18 protein-coding genes and 1 tRNA gene are annotated in these 18,700 nt (G+C 45.0%); 15 read left to right on the forward strand and 4 right to left on the reverse strand.

The window, feature by feature from the left end; translation table 11 throughout:
• The first annotated feature begins 139 nt into the window (after window positions 1-139).
• The 10 genes from ACED59_RS01815 to luxS all read left to right on the forward strand — a co-directional run bounded on the left by ACED59_RS01815 (window position 140) and on the right by luxS (window position 11,138).
• A tRNA-Arg gene (locus ACED59_RS01815) sits at window positions 140-216 on the forward strand.
• 375 nt (window positions 217-591) lie between these two features.
• Window positions 592-849 (forward strand): oxaloacetate decarboxylase subunit gamma, encoded by a 258-nt coding sequence (locus ACED59_RS01820; protein ID WP_004741884.1) that lies wholly within the window; start codon window positions 592-594, stop codon window positions 847-849.
• A gap of 31 nt (window positions 850-880) precedes the next feature.
• A complete protein-coding gene (oadA, locus tag ACED59_RS01825) occupies window positions 881-2,665 on the forward strand; it encodes a sodium-extruding oxaloacetate decarboxylase subunit alpha (RefSeq protein ID WP_029223942.1) in 1,785 nt (594 codons plus the stop codon).
• Between the two features lie 9 nt (window positions 2,666-2,674).
• Entirely contained in the window at window positions 2,675-3,805 is a 1,131-nt protein-coding gene (locus ACED59_RS01830; RefSeq protein ID WP_004735495.1) for a sodium ion-translocating decarboxylase subunit beta, read from the forward strand.
• A 171-nt stretch (window positions 3,806-3,976) separates the two neighbouring features.
• Window positions 3,977-4,930, forward strand: coding sequence for an NADP-dependent oxidoreductase (locus tag ACED59_RS01835; RefSeq protein ID WP_371704761.1), 954 nt, complete (start codon window positions 3,977-3,979; stop codon window positions 4,928-4,930).
• A gap of 6 nt (window positions 4,931-4,936) precedes the next feature.
• Window positions 4,937-5,398, forward strand: a complete 462-nt coding sequence (locus ACED59_RS01840; RefSeq protein WP_017097357.1) for a YqaA family protein — start codon at window positions 4,937-4,939, stop codon at window positions 5,396-5,398.
• A 9-nt stretch (window positions 5,399-5,407) separates the two neighbouring features.
• Entirely contained in the window at window positions 5,408-8,266 is a 2,859-nt protein-coding gene (locus ACED59_RS01845) for a pitrilysin family protein (protein ID WP_017097356.1), read from the forward strand.
• Between the two features lie 99 nt (window positions 8,267-8,365).
• Window positions 8,366-9,934, forward strand: coding sequence for a glutamate--cysteine ligase (gene gshA / locus ACED59_RS01850; protein ID WP_029223853.1), 1,569 nt, complete (start codon window positions 8,366-8,368; stop codon window positions 9,932-9,934).
• A 10-nt stretch (window positions 9,935-9,944) separates the two neighbouring features.
• Complete coding sequence (locus ACED59_RS01855) at window positions 9,945-10,595, forward strand: hypothetical protein (protein WP_029222727.1); 651 nt, start codon at window positions 9,945-9,947, stop codon at window positions 10,593-10,595.
• Window positions 10,596-10,619: 24 nt separating this feature from the next.
• Window positions 10,620-11,138, forward strand: a complete 519-nt coding sequence (gene luxS, locus ACED59_RS01860; protein WP_017080767.1) for an S-ribosylhomocysteine lyase — start codon at window positions 10,620-10,622, stop codon at window positions 11,136-11,138.
• 205 nt (window positions 11,139-11,343) lie between these two features.
• On the opposite strand, the gene ACED59_RS01865 is transcribed toward luxS, so the two are convergent.
• A complete protein-coding gene (locus tag ACED59_RS01865; protein ID WP_004735502.1) occupies window positions 11,344-12,615 on the reverse strand; it encodes an HlyC/CorC family transporter in 1,272 nt (423 codons plus the stop codon).
• Between the two features lie 127 nt (window positions 12,616-12,742).
• Window positions 12,743-13,537, reverse strand: coding sequence for an inner membrane protein YpjD (locus tag ACED59_RS01870; RefSeq protein ID WP_017079954.1), 795 nt, complete (start codon window positions 13,535-13,537; stop codon window positions 12,743-12,745).
• 200 nt (window positions 13,538-13,737) lie between these two features.
• On the opposite strand from ACED59_RS01870, the gene ffh reads away from it, so the two are divergent.
• The 5 genes from ffh to rplS all read left to right on the forward strand — a co-directional run bounded on the left by ffh (window position 13,738) and on the right by rplS (window position 17,352).
• The gene (ffh, locus tag ACED59_RS01875) at window positions 13,738-15,132 is read left to right on the forward strand and encodes a signal recognition particle protein (protein ID WP_004735506.1); all 1,395 of its coding nucleotides are present in this window, start codon (window positions 13,738-13,740) and stop codon (window positions 15,130-15,132) included.
• A 212-nt stretch (window positions 15,133-15,344) separates the two neighbouring features.
• Window positions 15,345-15,593 (forward strand): 30S ribosomal protein S16, encoded by a 249-nt coding sequence (gene rpsP, locus ACED59_RS01880; RefSeq protein WP_004735508.1) that lies wholly within the window; start codon window positions 15,345-15,347, stop codon window positions 15,591-15,593.
• A gap of 24 nt (window positions 15,594-15,617) precedes the next feature.
• A complete protein-coding gene (gene rimM / locus ACED59_RS01885; RefSeq protein ID WP_004735510.1) occupies window positions 15,618-16,172 on the forward strand; it encodes a ribosome maturation factor RimM in 555 nt (184 codons plus the stop codon).
• A 26-nt stretch (window positions 16,173-16,198) separates the two neighbouring features.
• Complete coding sequence (gene trmD, locus ACED59_RS01890) at window positions 16,199-16,939, forward strand: tRNA (guanosine(37)-N1)-methyltransferase TrmD (protein ID WP_004735512.1); 741 nt, start codon at window positions 16,199-16,201, stop codon at window positions 16,937-16,939.
• Between the two features lie 59 nt (window positions 16,940-16,998).
• Window positions 16,999-17,352, forward strand: a complete 354-nt coding sequence (gene rplS / locus ACED59_RS01895; RefSeq protein WP_009847607.1) for a 50S ribosomal protein L19 — start codon at window positions 16,999-17,001, stop codon at window positions 17,350-17,352.
• A 319-nt stretch (window positions 17,353-17,671) separates the two neighbouring features.
• Here the strand turns inward: rplS and yacG are convergent, their stop codons facing one another.
• A complete protein-coding gene (gene yacG, locus ACED59_RS01900) occupies window positions 17,672-17,869 on the reverse strand; it encodes a DNA gyrase inhibitor YacG (protein WP_017056605.1) in 198 nt (65 codons plus the stop codon).
• Between the two features lie 80 nt (window positions 17,870-17,949).
• Window positions 17,950-18,690, reverse strand: coding sequence for a cell division protein ZapD (zapD, locus tag ACED59_RS01905; RefSeq protein WP_371704759.1), 741 nt, complete (start codon window positions 18,688-18,690; stop codon window positions 17,950-17,952).
• Between the last annotated feature and the right edge of the window lie 10 nt (window positions 18,691-18,700).

An 18,700-nucleotide genomic window follows, 5' to 3' on the forward strand; every position in this document is an offset into this window, starting at 1 on the left:
GAGTACCTGGCTACGAACCAGGCGGTCGGAGGTTCGAATCCTCCAGGGCGCACCACTATTTAGGGTTTTCATTAATCCTGATGTTGAATGTTTAGTTTTGCTTTATTGCCTTAACTAACAGCTCAATATCAAAACCGTTGCGCCCTTAGCTCAGCTGGATAGAGTACCTGGCTACGAACCAGGCGGTCGGAGGTTCGAATCCTCCAGGGCGCACCACATTATTAGAGAAAGCCTCGTTTTTACGAGGCTTTTTTTATGTCCGCTATAAATCTGTTGCAACAATGTTAAATTTGTGATGTTTTTAACTTGTTGTATTTAAAGTAATTCTTGATTGCTTCTTTGTTATTCTACCTTTCTCATATCAATTCTCAGAAAAGCCCCGTTTAAGTCACAGTTTAAATATCTAAAAATGACTCATTTGACAGATTTATGTGATCTGATAGGCGAATAATTAACCTTATGTGTGCGTTATCCGTAACAGAACCTTAAACAAAATTGACAAACTTTTACCAATCGAGATAATCCATGGGTCGGGATCACTATTCGCTGAAATCCTGTACGTATGTCAGGATGACGAAGAAAGGAAGCAACATGACTAATATTGGAAGCCTGCTAGGAGATGCGGCGACTCTAATGATAACGGGGATGTCCGTTGTCTTTATTTTCTTAACTATTCTAGTTTACCTCGTTCGGTTGATGTCAAAACTGGTACCAGAAGAAGTACCGGAGCCGATCGCAGCACCTAAAAAAATTCAAAAATCACAATCAAACCCTTCAGCTGTTAGTCCACAGGTAGTGGCAGCAATTTCGGCCGCGGTTCATCAATACCGTGCGTCTACTGCTAAGTAGCATTTAAAGGATTAAAAAGGAGTTTATGAGCATGTCTAAACCACTAGCTATCACAGATGTGGTACTTCGTGACGCGCACCAGTCACTATTTGCTACTCGTATGCGTATCGAAGATATGCTGCCAATTGCGGCAGAACTGGATAAAGTCGGTTACTGGTCACTTGAGACTTGGGGCGGCGCAACGTTTGATTCGTGTATCCGTTTTCTTGGAGAAGATCCGTGGGAACGTTTACGAGAGCTGAAAAAAGCGATGCCCAACACACCAATGCAGATGCTACTGCGTGGTCAAAATTTATTAGGTTACCGTCACTACGCGGATGATGTAGTAGAAAAGTTTGTTGAACGTGCCCATAGTAACGGCATGGACGTATTCCGTATTTTTGATGCAATGAATGACGTACGTAACTTTGAAACCGCAGTGAAAGCAACGATTGATGTTGGCGGCCACGCTCAAGGTACGTTGTCTTACACAACCAGTCCGGTTCACAACTCAGATACGTGGGTTGATTTGGCTAAGCGCCTAGAGGATCTAGGTTGTCATTCACTATGCATCAAAGATATGTCAGGTTTATTAAAGCCTTATGAAGCGGAAGAACTAATCACTCGCATCAAAGCGTCTTGTGATGTACCTCTAGCGCTGCATAGCCACGCGACAACGGGTCTATCAACCGCTACAGCCGTTAAAGCTGTTGAAGCTGGCATTGACATTCTAGACACCGCAATCTCTTCTATGAGCTGTACTTACGGCCATACACCAACCGAAACGGTTGTTGCTATGTTGGAAGGCACAGCGCGCGACACCAATCTTAAGCTTGATCAGATCGAACCCATCGCGGCTTACTTCCGTGACGTACGTAAAAAGTACGCGAAATGGGAAGGTCAGCTAAAAGGTGTCGATTCTCGCATCTTGATTGCTCAAGTTCCTGGCGGCATGTTAACCAACATGGAAGGTCAGCTTAAAGAGCAAGGCGCAGCCGATCGTATGGACGAAGTGCTTGAAGAGATCCCGCGCGTACGTAAAGAATTGGGTTACATTCCTTTGGTAACACCTACTTCTCAAATCGTGGGCACTCAAGCAGTTATCAACGTCTTAACCGGTGAGCGCTATAAGAGCATCACTAAAGAGACTGCAGGTCTACTGAAAGGCGAATACGGTCAAGCGCCTGCTGAGGTTGATGCTGAACTGCAAGCGAAAGTGTTAGATGGTGCTGAGCCAATCACGTGTCGTCCTGCTGATTTACTTAAGTCTGAAATGGATACGTTAACGACTGACCTTTTAGAAAAAGCGAAATCAGATGGCATTTCACTCGCTGAAGATACCGTTGATGATGTGCTGACATACGCACTCTTCCCACAAGTAGGTCTTAAGTTCCTTAAGAACCGTCGTAATCCTGAAGCCTTTGAACCTGCACCGACTGCAGAAACGACAGCTCCTGCTGCGGCTGCACCACAACCTGTTGCTGGCGGCATTGAAAGCTACAGCGTGAAGGTTGATGGTCAAGTTTATGATGTTGAAGTTGGCCCTCAAGGTGAACTGACATCGGTATCTCCATCAGCGAAACCTGCACAAGCGGCTCAAGCAGCACCTGCTGCGGCTTCTGATGCAGAAGCCGTTCCAGCTCCGTTAGCGGGCAACATCTTCAAAGTTATCGTTCAGCCGGGTGCTGAAGTGGCTGAAGGTGATGTGCTACTGATCTTGGAAGCGATGAAGATGGAAACCGAAGTTCGTGCTGCTCGTGGTGGTATCGTTCAAGAGTTGAATGTTAAAGAAGGCGATGCAGTTACTGTAGGCGCTCCACTACTAAGCTTAGCGTAAGGGAGTCCCATGGAAGGATTGATGACCTTATGGTCTGAAACAGGTATTGCTAACTTTGAGTTCGGCCAGATCTGTATGATGTTGGTCGGTTGCTTACTGTTGTTTTTGGCAATTCGCAAAGGATTTGAACCGTTACTTCTACTGCCGATTGGTTTTGGTGCCGTATTAGCAAACATTCCAAATGCTGGGTTTACTGATCCAGGTGGTTTGCTTTACTACGTTTACTACATTGGTATTGAAACGGGTATTTTCCCACTGCTGATCTTTATGGGTGTTGGTGCAATGACGGACTTCGGTGCGTTGATTGCTAACCCTAAAACGTTATGGCTAGGGGCTGCAGCTCAGTTTGGTATCTTCGCAACGCTATTTGGTGCGATCTTGCTGAACTATGTTCCAGGAATGGAATTCTCAATGGCCGATGCTTCGTCAATTGCGATCATTGGTGGTGCCGATGGTCCAACCGCGATCTTCTTGGCGAGTAAGTTATCTCCTGACCTATTAGGTGCCATTGCGGTAGCGGCTTATAGCTACATGGCGTTGGTTCCTATTATTCAGCCGCCAATTATGAAAGCGCTAACGACGCCTGAAGAACGCAAGATTAAAATGGCGCAGTTACGTCACGTCGGTAAAGCCGAGAAGATCCTTTTCCCGCTTGCTGTACTACTGATGACGATTCTGTTCCTACCTTCAGCAACACCTCTAGTGGGTATGTTCTGCTTGGGTAACTTAATGCGTGAAGCGGGTGTGGTTGATCGCCTTTCAAAAACAGCTCAAAACGAACTGATTAACGTCGTAACTATTTTCCTAGGCCTAGGTGTTGGTTCTAAGCTTCAAGCGGATACGTTCTTGAACTTAGAGACACTAGGTATTCTAGGTTTAGGTGCGGTGGCGTTCAGTATAGGTACAGCGGGCGGCGTATTAATGGCTAAGCTACTTAATCGCTTCTCTAAAGAAGACATCAACCCACTGATTGGCGCAGCTGGTGTATCAGCGGTTCCGATGGCGGCTCGTGTTGTAAACAAGGTTGGTCTTGAGGCAAATCCTCAAAACTTCTTGTTAATGCATGCGATGGGCCCGAACGTGGCAGGTGTACTTGGTAGTGCGGTTGCCGCAGGTATTCTATTAGCTCTCGTGGGCTAATGAACTGCTGGGTCATGTGTCGTTACGTTAATTGGTCGTCAATTTACGAATGAGCGGTTAACTTCGCCTTATTAAATGGTTTATAGTCAAAGGGATGCTTTCGCATCCCTTTCTTTTTATCAATTAGGGTGTTTGCTCACTAGGGCTTTTATCAATCAAGGAAATGTGGAAATGGAAAATAAACAGATAGCGATTACTCAATTCGGCGGCGTCGAAAACCTCAGTATTCAAACCCGTGCTATTCCAGAGCCTAAGGCTGGAGAAGTCGTGGTTAAAGTTTCCTTTTCGGGCATTAATCCAATTGATGTTAAAACCCGTGCTGGTCTAGGTTGGGCTGCAGCACAGAACAAAGATAACCTGCCTTGGGTACCTGGTTATGACATTTCAGGGCAAATTGTCTCGCTAGGCGAACAGGCAGAGCGTTTTACTGTTGGTGATAACGTTGCTGGCTTTATTGGTTTCCCACTGCAAGGTGGCGGTTACAGCCAATATGTGTGTGTCCCAGAAGCGGCATTAAGCATGGTTCCTGATTCGGTGACTCTAGAAGCGGCCGCAGCATTACCGTTAGCCAGTCAAACAGCAGCCCAAGCGCTCAACAAAGCTGAAGTGAAAGAGGGCGATCGCGTACTTATCTTAGCGGGTGCTGGCGGCGTTGGTCATCTAGCGGTTCAAATCGCCGTGGCAGTGAAAGCCGAGGTTTATACAACTTGTAGCGAAGCGAATCTTGATTACTTAGCAACGCTAGGCGCTCATGCGATTAACTATAAGTTTGCGCCGGCATCGGAAAGAGTCTCTGATGTTGATGTGCTGATTGATTTGGTCGGTGGCGATACCGCTCTCGATGCATTGAAGTGTCTAAAAGATGGCGCAAGAGTGGTGACAGTCCCAACTTTATCTGCAGAATTGATCTGCGAAAAAGCAACATTATTAGGCTTTACTGCATCAGGCATGCTGGTTGAGCCAAACCCAGAGCAAATGGACACTATGCTGTACATGGTCAGTGTCGGATTGCTCAAAACAGAAATTCAAGGTATCTACCAGTTAGACGAAGCGCAGTCTGCTCATCTACAGGTTGAAACTGGACATACCAGAGGCAAGGTACTACTTAAAATGCAAGAAGGTTGATAGGCAGTGCTAGAGTTTTTTAATTCTCTGTTTGAAAACATAGCGCTGTGGTTCTCTGACTCGGCGCTGTGGGTACTCTTTATTAGTGGCTTTTTGAGTGCCACATTATTGCCCGGGGGATCAGAAGCGAGCCTTGTGGCAGCCTTGAGCTTAGAGCAGTTCTCAACATCATCGATCATTCTTCTGGCGACACTCGGTAATACTTTGGGGGGCCTGACCAACTATTGGATTGGTTTATGGTTGCCTAATCGAACTCAATCTGAAAAGCATGGTCATAAGGCTATGGCTTGGCTGAGCCGTTATGGTTACTGGACACTGTTATTCAGTTGGTTACCCATCATTGGTGATCCTTTGTGTCTGGCTGCCGGTTGGCTGAGAATGAAATTTATCCCTAGCGTTATTTTGATAGCGATTGGCAAAGCCGCTCGCTACAGCTTACTTGCTGCTATCTACTTCGGTTTTTTCTAAGGAGAACCTATGAAAAAGGTTTTACTTGGTACATTTTCTCTTATCGCCATTGCTGGCTGTTCTTACAATGTACCTAGCTCAACACCCTTCTTTTCCTCGTTACCGGAAGGCGTCACTCTGTTAGAAGAGGTTAAGCCTTCTAAAGATAAAGTCGTGATTCCTTATGCGAAGTATCAGCTTGAAAACGGCTTGACCGTTATTCTTTCTCCTGATGATTCTGATCCACTTGTTCATGTTGATGTGACCTATCATGTGGGTTCTGCGCGTGAACAGATTGGCAAATCAGGCTTTGCTCACTTCTTTGAACACATGATGTTCCAAGGCTCAGAGAACGTCGGTGATCAACAGCACTTTAAGATCATCACCGAAGCGGGTGGTTCGTTAAATGGCACCACCAACCGTGACCGCACTAATTACTTTGAAACCGTTCCTTCTAACCAACTCGAAAAAATGTTGTGGTTAGAATCGGACAGAATGGGTTTCTTGTTAGATGCGGTTTCTCAAAAGAAATTTGAGGTGCAAAGAGGCACGGTTAAGAATGAGCGAGCGCAAAGCTATGAAAACCGCCCTTACGGTTTGATGTGGGAGCGCATGGGAGAAGCACTGTATCCAGAAGGTCACCCTTACTCGTGGCAACCAATCGGTTATGTTGAAGACTTAGATCGTGTTGATGTGAATGACCTTAAGGCATTTTTCTTACGTTGGTATGGCCCAAACAATGCCGTGTTAACGATCGGTGGTGATATCGACGTTGATGACACGCTAGAGTGGGTTAACAAGTACTTTGGCCCTATCCCTCAAGGACCTGAAGTTAAGGCGGCAGAGAAGCAACCTGCAGTGCTGACTGAAGACAAGTACATCACCTTAAAAGATAATATTCGTCAGCCGATGGTGCTTGTTGGTTGGCCAACAACGTATCGTGGTGAAGAGACGCAGGCTTCATTGAATGCACTGTCCAATGTGTTAGGTTCTGGCACCAACAGTTACTTGTATCAAAACCTCGTAAAAACGCAAAAAGCGGTGAGCGCAGGATCTTTCCATGATTGTGCTGAGCTTGCATGTACCATGTATGTGTATGCGATGGGTAATTCAGGTGAAAAAGGCGATTTGACGGTTCTAAACAAAGAGCTGATGGATACCTTAGATCAATTCTCGAAAGAGGGCGTTGAACAAGAGCGTTTAGATCAGATCACTGGTATGGCAGAAGCGGATGCAGTTTTTGCACTACAAAGTGTTAAAGGTAAGGTTTCACAGCTTGCGTCTAACCAAACCTTCTATGGTCAGCCGGATCGCATTGAATCGCAACTCGATCAAATTCGAGCGGTTACTCCAGAAAGCGTAAGCAAGGCATACCAAGATTTCATCGAAGGCAAGCACAAGGTTACGTTGAGTGTGGTTCCTAAGAAAAAACTCGACTTAGCGGTTCGTGAGGCTACCTTTACCACACCTGCACGTACCCTTCCTGAATACAGCAAGGTGACGGAAGACCAACTGGATTTCAGAAAGGCGCCAAACACATTTGATCGCAGCGTGATGCCAGAAGTGAACTTTGGTGTTGAAGCGACCATGCCTGAGTTGTACCGCATGCACTTTGCGAACGGCACTGACTTGATTGGTACCGTGACCAGTGAAACGCCGACAGTACAGCTGCAAATTCAACTGCCTGCAGGCGAACGCTATGTTCGTAAAGGTCAAGAAGGCTTAGCGAACCTAACGGCTTCGATGATGGAAGAGGGGTCGACTAAACGAACGGTTGAAGAACTACAGGCGACCTTAGATAAGCTTGGCAGTAGCGTTAGCATTGGCGCAGGCAGTTATACCACGGATATCTCGGTTTCAACGCTAGAGAAAAACCTGCCTCAAACCTTAGCGATCGTACAAGAGGTTCTGTTTGAGCCTAAGTTTGATGAGCAAGACTTTGAACGTGTTAAGAAGCAGATGCTTGAAGGTGTTGTCTATCAGCATCAACAACCAAGCTGGATGGCTTCTCAAGCAACCCGTGAAGTGCTATTTGGTGACAGTATTTTTGCTCGAGCAAGCGATGGCACCAAGGCGTCTCTATCGGATCTAACCTTAGATGATGTGAAAAAATTCTATGCACAACACTACACACCGGAAGGTGCCAATATTGTTGTTGTGGGAGACATATCGAAGAAAGAGATAGGGAAACAGCTACAATTCTTTGAACAGTGGCAAGGCGATGCGGCACCACTAACGCGTCCTCAGATCATCAAAGAGCTTTCAGGACAGCACCTGTATTTAGTTGATAAACCGGGTGCACCGCAAAGTATTGTTCGTTTAGTGCGTAAAGGTTTACCTTTCGACGCGACTGGTGAGTTGTATTTGAGCCAGCTAGCCAACTTTAACTTAGCCGGTAACTTCAATAGCCGTATCAACCAGAATCTACGTGAGGACAAAGCCTACACTTACGGTGCGAGCGGTTACTTCGCGAGTACTCGTGAAACTGGTGCGGTAGTATTTAGTGCTCAAGTGAGAGCCAATGCGACGGTTCCATCGATTCAAGAGTTTATCGCCGAGCTAAATGAATTTAGTCAGAGTGGATTAACTGACGAAGAGGTGAAATTTATGCGCCTTGCCGTCGGTCAACAAGATGCGCTTAAATACGAAACGCCAAGTCAAAAGGCTGGATTGTTGAGTAATATTGTTGCATTGAGCCTTGATGAATATTACCTACAACAGCGTAATCAGATAGTTGAAACGGTTTCAAAAGAGACCTTAAACGAGCTATCGAAGAAATGGTTTGACCCGAATGATTATCAAATAATTGTTGTTGGCGACGCGACTTCGCTTCGTCCTCAACTAGAAAAGTTAGATATTCCAATAGAAGAGCTTGAAATCATTCGTTAGAGTACACATTAAAGGGGGAGGGAAAAGACTCTATTTTTCTCCTCCAACCTAATTTATGATAGTTCTAATCAGAACGATATAAGATAAGTGAACTGAATTTTGACTGATTTTGCTGCGCGACTAAAGCAAGTTGCAACCAACCCTAAGACCTTCTCTCAATTTGGTCGTGGTGTTGAAAGGGAAACGTTACGCTACACGGAAGAGGGGCATCTTGCTACTGGGCCGCACCCAAAGGCTTTGGGATCTGCGTTGATGAACGGATGGGTAACGACCGATTTTTCCGAGTCGCTACTGGAGTTTATTACGCCTGTTTCTAACGACGTTCCGACTCTTTTGAATCAGTTGTCTGATATCCATCACTTCACACAAACCAAGTTAGATGGCGAAAAGATGTGGCCGCTTTCTATGCCTTGTTACGTAGGCAGTGAAGATTACATTCAGCTAGCGCAATACGGCACCTCTAACAACGGCAAAATGAAGACGCTATATCGTGAAGGCCTAAAGCGCCGTTACGGTAGCCTGATGCAGATTATTTCTGGTGTTCACTTCAACTTCTCTTTCCCAGAAAGTTTTTGGGATAGCCTGTTTGGAGAGCAAACAGAAGAAGCGCGTTGTGAAGCTAAGTCAGATGCGTACTTTGGTTTGATTCGTAATTATTACCGTTTTGGTTGGTTAATCCCATATTTCTTCGGTGCTTCACCTGCACTATGTCCTTCTTTCATCAAAGGAAGAGAGACAAAGCTACCTTTTGAGAAGGTTGGCGAGACACTGTATCTGCCAAAAGCAACGGCACTTCGCCTGAGTGATCTTGGCTACACCAATAGTGCTCAAAGCGTATTAAAGATTGGCTTCAACAGCCTAGACCAGTACCTTGAAGGTTTGAACCAAGCGATTCGCACGCCATCAGAAGAGTTTGCTGAGATAGGCACTAAGGTTGATGGTGAATACCGTCAATTGAATAGTAACGTTCTTCAAATCGAGAACGAGCTTTATGCGCCAATTCGCCCTAAGCGCGTGGCGAAAAGTGGTGAAAAACCATCGGAAGCGCTGGCTCGTGCTGGTGTTGAGTACATCGAGGTTCGTTCTTTGGACGTAAACCCATTCAGCTCAATTGGTATCAATGAGCAACAAGTTCGCTTCCTCGATCTATTCTTAACTTGGAGTGTTCTATCTGACTCTGCTGAGATGGATAACTGCGAACTTGAATGCTGGCGCGATAACTGGAACAAGGTGATCTTAGAAGGTCGTCAGGTTGGTTTAGAACTCAAGATTGGTTGTGATGGCGAGAGACTGTCTCTGCAAGATTGGGCTAAACGCGTATTCAAAGATCTTCGTGTTATCGCTGAGTTGATGGATGCTGAGCAAGGTGGCCGTGCATACCAAGAAACGTGCGATACGCTTGAAACTTGGATTGATAACCCAGAGCTGACCATTTCTGGCCAGTTGCTAGAAGAGACCAAAAAATTAGGTGGCTTGGGTAAAGTGGGCTGTGCGTTAGGAAAAACGTACGCTCAGCAACACAAAGCACACCAATATAAAGTTTACTCAGCTGAGTTGATGGAAGCGGAAGTTCAACGCTCTGTGATTGCTCAGCAACAAAGTGAAGAAGCAAGCACTCAAGATTTTGACAGCTTCTTAACGGATTATTTTTCGTATTTAAAAGCATAGCGAGACTTTGGTGGAAAGGAAGCAAGCCTTATTAGGCCAGCCTAAACGCGTAAGTGGAAAATGGTTGCCAGTAGTGACTGTTGGTATTGTCTCTAGCCTATTGGTTGGATGTGCAACGCCACCGCCAAAGCAGCAAGATAACTTGTGTAGCATCTTCAGAGAACACCCGTCGTGGTATGAAGATGCTCTCGATATGCAAGAAGAGTGGGGCACGCCGATCAACGTAGCGATGGCTTTTGTGAAACAAGAGAGTAGCTATCGTCATGATGCGCGCCCGCCTAAAGATTACATTCTTGGCTTTATTCCGTGGGGACGCGTGAGTAGTGCTTACGGTTATGCACAAGCTCAAGACCCTGCTTGGGAAGATTTCCAAAAGGCGACCAATAACGGTGGCTCAAGAACCAATTTTGATGATGCATTGATGTTCATCGGTTGGTACACCAGCGAGACGCGTCGTCAGCTTGGTATCTCACTATGGGACCCGTATAACCAATACCTGGCTTATCATGAAGGTCGTGGTGGTTATAAGCGTAAGTCATACAATAGCAAACCATCGTTGATTAAGGTGGCTCGCAAAGTCGAACAGCAAGCAAAAGATTATGGATGGCAACTTAAACAGTGCCGAAAAGAACTAGAAGACAATCGAAGTTGGTTTTTTTAAAGCCAATCGTCATGGAGAATAGCAATGCCTTTATTAGATAGTTTTACTGTTGATCACACGCGCATGAACGCACCTGCAGTTCGTGTTGCTAAAACAATGCAAACCCCAAAAGGGGATACCATCACTGTGTTTGACCTGCGTTTTACTGCGCCAAACAAAGACATTCTATCTGAGAAAGGTATCCATACTCTAGAGCACCTATACGCAGGATTTATGCGCAATCAATTGAACGGTTCAGATGTAGAGATCATCGATATTTCACCAATGGGCTGTCGTACTGGTTTCTACATGAGCCTAATTGGTACGCCTTCAGAGCAGCAAGTGGCAGACGGTTGGTTGGCTGCAATGCAAGATGTGCTGAAAGTTGAGAATCAAAATAAGATCCCTGAGCTGAACGAGTACCAATGTGGTACTGCGGCAATGCACTCTTTGGATGAAGCTAAAGATATCGCTAATGCGATCATCTCTGCCGGTATCTCTGTAAACAAAAATGATGAACTGGCATTGCCAGAGTCGATGCTGCAAGAGCTTAAGATCGACTAGTCATTGTTAGTTCACCTTGAATACGCTCCACTCTAGATACATTTCACTCTAGAGACAGAGCGAGTTAGATACTAAAAGGCCCGGTTCAATGAACCGGGCCTTTTTCGTCAACGTATTTTAGGACGAGACATATTTTAGAGCTAGGCAGTTATCGCATGTGAGCTTGTGATTACTCACTTAGTTATCCCAGTCCAGCAAACCACTTTTATCCGTTAACGATCTGCGGGAACACGCGAACGAGCTTGATACGGTTCTCTTCGAGTTCAACAATTTCCATTGGATGACTCGCAACCTGAACACTCAGGTGACTTTCTGGAATGTCTTCAAGGTGTTCCAGTATTAAACCATTAAGTGTTCTTGGGCCGTTTGTAGGTAGTGTCCACTGCAAGCCTTTGTTTATGTCACGGATATTGGCGCTGCCTTCAATCAAGAAGCTGCCATCGCTTTGCGGTGTGATCTCTTCAGATAAGCTTGGTGCAATTGAGGTCGTAAACTCACCAACGATTTCTTCTAGAATATCTTCAAGGGTAACCAAGCCGTTGATATCGCCATACTCATCCACAATCAAACCGATGCGCTGTTTATTGCGCTGAAATTTAAGCAGCTGAATGTTGAGTGGTGTCGCTTCAGGAATAAAGTAGATCTCATCCGCAGCACGCAGCAGTGTCTCTTTATTGAATTCGTTCTTTTCAAGCATCAAGCGGTAAGCTTCTCGTAACCTAAGCATGCCAACCACTTCATCTATCTGGTCACGATATAACACAATACGACCATGAGGCGAGTGAGTTAATTGGCGAACGATAGATTTCCAATCATCATTGATGTCGATGCCAGTGATTTCATTTCGAGGCACCATGATGTCGTTCACGGTTACGTGTTCTAAATCTAAAATAGACACCAACATATCTTGGTGGCGCTGAGGTATCAGGCTTCCCGCTTCATTTACCACGGTTCTCAGCTCTTCAGAGCTTAAGTGGTCGGTCGCATCATGGCGGGCTTTGACGCCTAAGATACGAATAAAACCGTTGGTAATGAAGTTCACCAATATCACCAATGGTGACAATACCTTCATCAGTATCATCAAAAGGATACTACTGGCGTAAGAGACACGCTCTGGAAACAGAGAAGCTATGGTTTTTGGGGTTACCTCGGCAAACACGAGGATCACGAGAGTCAGGACACCGGTCGCAATCGCAACGCCGATATCCCCGTAGATGCGCATACCAAGAATAGTCGCGATCGCAGACGCAAGAATGTTGACGAGATTGTTGCCGATGAGAATGAGGCCGATCAATCTGTCTGGGCGGTTCAGAAGTTTTTCTACGCGTTTGGCACCTTTATGACCCGTATTGGCCAAGTGCTTTAAACGGTAGCGGTTCAAGGACATCATGCCCGTTTCGGAACCAGAGAAATAACCAGAAATTACAATGAGACACGCGAGTAGCGCAAATAAGATACCCGTTGATATGTCGTCCAAAACTATTCTTTTCCTATTTGTGTATCTTGATTAATTTATGACCGAACATGGTCGAGATGTCAATTGAATCTAACGGACTCAATATTTTAAAGGCAAGGTGTGTGAGACCTTGCCTTCATATTACAGACTAATTCAGGATGATTTCCTGAACGAAGCGGCTACCGAAGTAGGCTAATGTGAGCATGCTGGCACCGGCAAGTGCGAACCAAGTGACTTTTTGTCCACGCCAACCTTTCTGATAGTGACCCCATAGAAGGATGGAGTAGATAACCCAAGCAATAAAAGACAATACAGCCTTGTGTGCTTTTCCTTGAGCAAACATATCTTGTACGAAGATAAGGCCAGTCAATAAAGTACCTGTTAATAAGCCATTACCGATCAGAATGATCTTGAAAAGCTGTCTTTCCACCATCATTAAAGGAGGTAGGTTAGGGTTTATCACTAACGCTTTTTTCTTTTTAAGTTTGTGATCTAGCCACGCAAGTTGCAGGGCGTATAGCGCACCAATAGTCAACGTCGCGTATGAGAACAAAGCCAAAGAGATGTGCAGTAGCAGCTTTGGATCATTCTCTAGATGTTTAATGAACGTGCTTGAAAGAAAAGTGGCAGCCATTAGATTTAGAGCAGCGAAGCTATAAACAACCGGCAAGATGAACCACAAACGGGTTTTGAGCATCGCACCGCTCATGACCAAAGAGATGATTAAACTGATCAATGAAGCAACGTTCAAGATACTGAGGTTTTGGCCACTGGCATTAAAAATTAAATCGCCAAGCAACCAAGCATGGAAAGCTAGAGCAAGTAATGCGCTGATAAACACCGTTTTTACGCGGATTCCTGTTTGGTGCACGAGACCTGGAATGATCGTGGAAATCGCCATTGTATAAAGAAAGGCCGCTGCGATCGCAATAAGACTGTCCATGGTATCCATTTAAATGATTACTAATTGGCGAATTATACCTCGCATCGCTCTTTGGGGCTATGGTGAACCTCATTCAATTCCAAGTGAATAATGTCTCACATCACAAGCGTGGATGATTAACGCTCTACAACGGGTATGACTCTAATCCGCGCTAATGTATACTCACAGTAATAGTCGCAGTTTTGAGCGAAGAGAAAACTATGTTTGATAATTTAACGGACCGTCTATCCAAAACGCTGAAGAACATCAGCGGTAAAGGTCGTCTGACCGAAGACAATATAAAAGAGACGCTGCGTGAAGTACGTATGGCGCTACTTGAAGCCGACGTTGCACTGCCCGTTGTCCGCGATTTTGTTAAGCGCGTAAAAGAAGGCGCTGTGGGTGTTGAGGTTTCTAAATCTCTAACACCTGGTCAAGAATTCATTAAGATCGTTCAAGCTGAGCTTGAAGCTGTGATGGGTGAGTCTAACGAGGCTCTTGACCTAGCAGCACAGCCGCCAGCCGTTATTTTAATGGCAGGTCTACAAGGTGCGGGTAAAACCACATCGGTAGGTAAGCTATCTAAGCTCCTGACTGAGCGTGACAAGAAGAAAGTTTTGGTTGTGTCTGCCGACGTTTACCGTCCAGCGGCAATCAAACAGCTTGAAACGTTAGCAAGCGATGTTGGCGTCGACTTCTTCCCATCTTCAGCTGATCAAAAGCCTCTTGATATTGCAAACGCTGCAATCGACCATGCGAAGAAGAAATTCTACGACGTGTTAATTGTCGATACTGCTGGTCGTTTGGCTATCGATGAAGAGATGATGGGCGAGATCAAAGAGCTTCATACTGCCATTAAACCAGTAGAGACTCTGTTCGTTGTTGATGCAATGACTGGTCAAGATGCTGCGAACACTGCAAAAGCTTTTGGTGATACGCTACCACTAACCGGTGTTATCTTGACGAAAGTTGATGGTGATGCGCGAGGTGGTGCTGCACTGTCTGTTCGTCATATCACTGGCAAGCCGATTAAATTCTTAGGTGTTGGTGAAAAGACTGACGCACTAGAACCATTCCACCCAGATCGTGTTGCTTCTCGTATCTTAGGTATGGGCGACGTACTGTCTCTTATTGAAGACCTACAGAAAAACGTTGATACCGAGAAAGCAGAGAAACTGGCTAAGAAGTTCAAAGAGAAGAAAGGCTTTGACCTTGAAGACTTCCGTGAGCAGCTTGGTCAGATGAAAAACATGGGCGGCATGATGGGCATGATGGATAAGCTTCCAGGTATGTCTCAGCTACCAGACAACGTTAAAGATAAAGTTGATGACAAGATGTTCAAGCAAATGGAAGCGATCATCAACTCTATGACAATGAAAGAACGTCAGCGTCCAGACCTAATCAAAGGCTCACGTAAAAAGCGTATTGCTGCAGGTTCTGGTACGCAGGTACAAGATGTAAACCGTATGCTTAAACAGTTCACTCAAATGCAGAAGATGATGAAGAAAATGCAGAAAGGTGGAATGAAAGGCATGATGCGCAACATGCAAGGCATGATGGGCGGCGGTGGAGGTATGGGCGGAATGGGTGGTGGTTTTAACCCGTTTGGTCGATAATCTACAAATGTAAGCTTTAGCTACGTTACTTTTCATAGTGTTAGCCGTGTCACAGAAAGTGAACGGTTGCTATGTTGGTGAAAAAATAGCTAAAGCCCTTGCATTGCACCGGAATAAGAGTAAAATTCCGGGGCTTTAATTTGGCACGAGACCCCAAGCTATTTACTTATACTTGGGGTTAATTATTTTATTAAGAAAGCAAAGAGGACGACATGGTAACCATTCGTTTGGCACGTCACGGTGCAAAGAAGCGCCCATTTTATCAAATCGTAGTTGCGGATAGCCGTAACTCTGTAACTGGCCGTTTCATCGAGAAAGTAGGTTTCTTTAACCCTACTGCTCAAGGTCAAGAAGAAGGTCTACGTCTAGACCTAGATCGTGTTAACCACTGGGTTGGTCAAGGCGCATCTCTATCTGATCGTGTAGCTAAGCTAGTTAAAGACGCTCAAAAAGCGGCTTAATTCTTTTTTAAAGAGAAATAGCTTATGTCGATGAAGGGTAAAGAAACGATGAGCGAGCAAAATAATAGAATTGTCATGGGTAAACTTGGGTCTACCTATGGTATTCGTGGCTGGCTTAAAGTGTTCTCCTACACAGACAATGCTGAAAGCATATTTGATTACAGCCCTTGGTATTTAAACCAAAAGGGTAAGTGGGTTGAGTACAAAGTTGAGAGCTGGAAACGTCATGGCCAAGGTTATGTATGTAAGCTAGCGGGATTAGATGTTCGTGAAGACGCGCAACTGATGACTAACTTTGAAATTGCTATTGACCCTGCTTCGTTACCTGAATTGTCAGAAGATGAATTCTACTGGCGCGAATTGTTCGGTATGCAAGTTTTTACCACTAAAGGTTACGACCTTGGTGAGGTCACTGACCTATTAGAAACTGGTTCGAACGATGTTCTAGTAATTAAAGCAAATCTTAAAGATGCTTTTGGCCAAAAGGAACGGTTAGTACCGTACCTTGAAGAGCAAGTGATCAAGAAAGTTGATCGCGAAGCTCGCCGGATCGAAGTTGACTGGGATCCTGGATTCTAACTCCAAATTACAGAGCGAGAGAACACATGTGGGTTGGCATTATTAGCCTGTTTCCTGAAATGTTCCGTTCTGTTACTGATTTTGGAGTAACAGGTCAAGCGGTTAAAAAAGGTCTTTTATCTATTGAGACATGGAATCCTCGCGATTTCACTCATGATAAACATCGCACTGTTGATGATAGACCTTACGGTGGTGGTCCTGGCATGTTAATGATGGTTCAGCCTTTGCGCGATGCTATCCAAACTGCCAAGCAAGCAGCACCGGGAAAGACGAAAGTAATCTATCTTTCACCTCAAGGTCGTAAACTCGACCAGAAAGGTGTTGAAGAGTTGGCAACAAACGAGAACTTGCTTCTTATTTGTGGTCGCTATGAAGGGGTAGATGAGCGCATTATTCAATCTGAAGTCGACGAAGAATGGTCGATTGGCGATTTTGTGATGACGGGTGGCGAACTGCCAGCCATGACGTTGATTGATTCAGTCTCTCGGTTTGTTCCGGGTGTACTTGGAGATTTCGCATCAGCAGAAGAAGATTCTTTTGCAAATGGTTTGCTAGATTGTCCCCATTATACGCGCCCTGAGGTGCTAGACGATAAAGATGTGCCATCGGTACTCAAGTCTGGAAACCATAAGGACATTCGTCGCTGGCGATTGAAACAATCGTTGGGCCGAACTTGGCTAAGAAGACCAGAACTCCTGGAAAACCTAGCTCTGACTGACGAACAGGAACAATTACTGGCTGAATTCATTAAAGAGCAACGCTCTTAACGAAAAGCAAGCAGTAACCTATTAAATTTAGTATCAGTTTATTCTAGGAATTTATACAAATGAGCAACATCATCAAGGCTCTTGAAGAAGAGCAACTAAAATCAGACCTTCCTAAATTCGCACCAGGTGACACTGTTGTAGTTAAGGTTAAGGTAAAAGAAGGTGACCGTGAGCGTCTACAGGCTTTCGAAGGCGTTGTAATCGCTATTCGTAACCGTGGTCTACACTCTGCATTCACAGTTCGTAAGATCTCGAACGGTGAAGGCGTAGAGCGTGCGTTCCAAACTCACTCTCCAATGGTTGATAGCATCGAAGTTAAACGCCGTGGTGCAGTACGTCGTGCCAAGTTGTACTACCTACGTGAGCGTTCTGGTAAGTCAGCTCGTATTAAAGAGAAGCTTACTAAGAAGTAATTCTTTTTGCATTCTATCGATAAAAGCGGAGCCATTTGGCTCCGCTTTTTTGTGTCTGCTATTTAGAGTCTCACAGGTAAGAGATCCCCAACTTGCTCGTTCCTCACTCTGAGGATGACGAATGACAAGCCTTGATACCGTGATAGGCTGTCGAACCGCTGAGGGAGTTTTTGAATCAACCAGAGCTGTCATTCCCTAGACTGACGAAGGAAGGAGTAGGGAATCCCCATTAGTGCCGTGTTATAGGCAATAAAAAAGGATTGCCGTAAAACGCCAACCCTTCAAAATTTACTCGCTACTCGCTACTCGCTACTCGCGCCTAGTGTGGGTCTTCCGACCAACCATCGCTATCCGACATGTCTGGAGCACCAGCGATGCTGTTCTCTTCGTCAGCCCATTCCCCGAAATCAATCATCTGACATTGCTTGCTGCAAAACGGGCGGTGCGGGCTTTGTTCGCCCCATTCAACGTCAGTGTTACATTGAGGGCATTTAACGATGGTGATTTTCTTCGACATAGTGATTCTTAATTTGAAGGTGTAATAATAGTGAGTTTAGGCTCGAGTGAGGACTCAAGCCAAACAATAAAGGAAATGAATTAGCTGCAGATAGCCAACTCAAATTCAATATCTTGAGTACAGGCTTGCCCAGTTTCAAAGCTCATAAATTTAATAGCGAAACGGTTTTTATGTCCCGAGATCATCGGGTAGGCACCGTACTGCATTGGAATTGAAAGGCGAAGGATATTCGCTTCATCAGCATCGCTTTGGAAGAAACCTGTACGAGCGATCTGATCCTTAAAGTGACCAGTCTCTCTGGTGAGCTTCAACCATAGTGTTAGTGCTTCATACAGAGGCTGTAGGCTATCCATCCATGTCTCAGCATCTCTAACTCTCTTATCAAGAGGAAGATGAAGCCAATAATGTAGAGCCGGTAAATCAAAGCAACATGAGCCACCTGGCAAGTTAAAGCGTTGACGAATGGCGCTAAGGAAGCGGTCCTCTTTTAATGATTGCCCAAAACGTTCCGCCTGCATCAGTTCACGATAGATATGACTAATATCATTGAGCAATGATGTCAGCATCTCTTGATCGACACCTTCAACATCTAACCAACTTTTATAGGTTACACGCTGTTTCTCAATATCTTTTGCGAGTTCGCTCTTAAGTTGTATCTGTTCGAATATTTCAATCAGAGCAAAGATAGAACGGAAAAAGAGTTGATACTGTTGAGCATCGGAAAATGCAGAAGACAAGTGTAACTGCCTCAAGAGTGATTCAACTCTTAAGTAGATGCGTGTTTTCTCATTTAGAGGATGTTCAAATTTATGGGTGATCATCGAGCAAACC

Source organism: Vibrio sp. FF266, assembly GCF_041439695.1.
Classification (GTDB): domain Bacteria; phylum Pseudomonadota; class Gammaproteobacteria; order Enterobacterales; family Vibrionaceae; genus Vibrio; species Vibrio tasmaniensis_A.